General features: G+C 47.6%; 1 protein-coding gene. It reads right to left on the reverse strand.

The annotated features are described in order from the left end of the window. A partial coding sequence (locus N4310_RS08000; protein WP_262092757.1) for a peptidoglycan amidohydrolase family protein occupies window positions 1–3,320 on the reverse strand: 3,320 nt, incomplete at both ends.

The following is a 3,320-nucleotide window of genomic DNA, read 5'->3' on the forward strand; positions in this document are numbered from 1 at the left end:
TCAGTTGTACTGAAGTTAGTCCGTCCGTCTGCCGAACTTGCATAAGCAACGTGGAAGTATGGTGTTCGACCATCTGCCCCTTTTGGTCCTGGTGTACCATTTCGACCATCGGAACCTTTAACCAAGGTCCACTGGTACTTGGTTGGGTCTGTAGAGTCAACTTCTACAAAGTCAACATACATACCGATATAGGTGCGGTTAGAGTCCGAAACAGAGAACCCTTGGCGACCATCAGCAGAATTGGCATAAGCGATGTGGGTGTACTGAGTTTTCCCATCAGTTCCCTTTTGTCCAGGGATCCCACGCTCACCACGTTCCCCTTGAAGACCGCGGAGACCTCTTTCTCCAGGGTCTCCCTTTTCTCCTTTCTCGCCATGGACGGCAAGCAAAATAGGCTCAGTCGTTTTCACAGAGCCGTCGGAATACTCTTCCATGCGGTAATACCAGAGGAAGCGTTTTTCTGGTGTCACCAATTGCGGATCTAAGCTCCAGCCCAACTCCTTGTCTGCTTTAAGCGGACCCTTAATAGGAGTAGTCCCCTTGACCAAAACAGCCCAGTCCGCACCAGAGCGAAGCTTATCATCATTACTTCCAGTCACATCCTTGCTAGCTTGAGAACCGTGACGGTAAATCTCGATTCGCGGATTAGCTTTATTGGCATAGTCCGCTTTTTGACTATCGTTCATGGTCTCTTCTTTAGGAACTGTGAAAGTCCCCCACCAAAAATCCAACTCTGAATCATAAGCCAATTTTGATGAGCTTTGTTGATTATTGGTCGTATTGATGGGAGCCAATAACTGCAAGCGCCATCCATTGTAGAAGACCATGGGCTTATAGTTGTTAAAGTTTTGCCCAGTTCGCCACCAGCGAACGGCTAATGTATAGGTAGCCCCTGCTTCAAGCGGTTCTGCCAATTGATACACCTTAGACTGAAAATTAGTGCTCTCCCAGCGGGAATCACTCTCCTGTAATAAGTTTCCGTGCGGAACGGTAACCCCGCCCTCGTAATCAGTCAGAGCGTAATAGTTGGTGTAATTGACCACCCCCCGCCCATCTTGCCCGTCCTGTCCGTCATCACCTTTAACCTTGACCCACTTATAGTGTCCTGGATCAGTCGAATCCTCCGGCGTGTGGTCGCTGTAGGTTCCCATGTACTCCTTATTAGCACTATCCTCGACCGTGAAATTAAGCCGGCCATCTTCACTATCCGCCCATGCTGTATGAAAATAAGGCGTCCGTCCGTCTGCCCCTTTCTCACCAGCCCTTCCGACTGCCCCATCCATGGCATTGGTGAAAGAAATATCCGTTTTAGCAACAAGAACATTATCGACATAAGCCTCAACAACCACATTCAAGACCTCTTCAACATCGCTCCCTTTAACCTCCAATTGTTGGTTGGTCCCCAGGAACCTGTCTTCTAGGTCCTTGAAAAGAAAGATCGCCTGGCGCTCGGTCTTACCTTTAAAAAGCTGGGCCGTCAAGAGCGACGAACCATTGTGGTTCTTAAAGGCGACTCCGTTATCTGTTGTCAGACGGATTTCATAAGGCCGCGCATCCTCAACCATCTTCTCCAACTCATTCATGAGATTTTTAGACACCTTATTTTCTAAGGCGACAAAATTCGAAAAGACAGTCTTATTGCTGCTAGGATTGGTGAAGGAAATGGTCTGTTCAGATACCCGAGCTTGGAGGATGAGTGTTGGTGTGAAACCTTCATCACGAATCTTCACGGTGTCCCCGATTTCCAAATCAACATAGCCATCAACTTCATAGGTGATTTTCGGATAGGCGTGTTTGCGCAATTCCCGCAAACCATTGGAAATCAAGGTCTCTTGCGAATCCGTTTCAATCTTCATGTCCTTGCGGATCCAGTTATCACTTGTTTCTCGACCAGATAACACAGATGGGTAAAGGTCCCGGGATAGAGGCGCATAGAGCACTCCGTTCTTGAGGTAGAACTCAACCTGCCCCTTCTCATTCTTCCATTCCTGGTACTTTTTAGGGTCAATCTTGACTTCTACAACCTCGTTTGTAGTTGTGGTAACCTCTGCTTTCGCTTCTTCCTTTTTAGGTTCAGCAGGTTTTGGAGTTACTCCAATGGAACCTCCGTTGGCCAATTCCGGTGGGTAGCAAACGGTTTGCATGCCAGTTCTAAAGGTGGCTAGATCGTAGGTATTCTCAATAACATACCGCTTACCAGCGAAATTCTGCTCAAGAACCGTGACACGATTCCCTTCAACTTTTCGGATAATCCCAGTGTGCCCATAGTAGCCTGTTTGAGGGGGTGTCCCGTTGTTTGGTTTAACATTATACAATCCACCGGCCCGAATATCTCCTCCACCTCTAACAACTTTCCAGCCGTACTTAGCGAAGTTGTACCCATCTCCAATATGAGAAGCACGCATAGTGTCACCAATAACGTCTGTAATACCAGTCAAACCCCCACCAAGACCTGGACCTTTCAGTTTCATAGAATACCAAGCTGCTAAGCCGTAACACTCACCAGAACCGACTGTACGATTTTTAAGACTATCCGCTTCTCTCAGAACCGCTTCTGTTTTCGGAGCACTAGTCTCCCCGTCTCCTTTTTGGTTCGGCATACGGTAAACGTATGTATAGACCGCTCGCCCCATACTTTGGAGATATGCTTGATAGTTGTTGGTTGAGATACCATTATGCCGAAAGTTACAGTGAATCATATCCGAGTTGTTTTTCATGAGCATTGTATGCCCATCAGCCCCAGCACTGTATCCACGCTTGCCCCATATAAGGATGTCTCCACGCTGGAGAGGAATCTGCCTGTTTTCTGCGACTAACTGATAACCTGCCCGCTTTAGGGCATCATGTTCGGTTTCTGTAGAGAAAGGCCAAGTGCCAATTCCTGGAAAGCCTGCTGCTTGCATTGCATAGTAGATAGCGGAAGAACAATCGTAAGAGCCTGGACCTGTCCGAGCTCCCATAGAGTAAGTGACTTTACCCTGCCTTGCTTCAAACCACTGGACCATCTTATCGATTCGTGGGTCCTTAGTCGCAGAAGAAACCTCCGCAGGTCCGCCAAGGTTTCCAATCAATTCTCCACGATCAAGCTTATCCAAAACCCCATTGTTAGCCTGATTGACTCCAGAACGAATGGAGCGCATTTGACCAATGTAATGTCCATAACCAGAAGCTGCATAGTCGTACCGAGCGCCACCCGAACGGAAGAGGCCATTCGTATAGCCTTCAATATCCTTCTTGCCTTTTACGGCATAGATGCCTTGATGAGCTAGTGTATAGGTATAGTCCTTGAAGAAATCATCCAGATTAGCATAGTGCATATA

It is taken from the genome of Streptococcus danieliae (assembly GCF_025447695.1).
GTDB classification, from domain to species: domain Bacteria; phylum Bacillota; class Bacilli; order Lactobacillales; family Streptococcaceae; genus Streptococcus; species Streptococcus danieliae.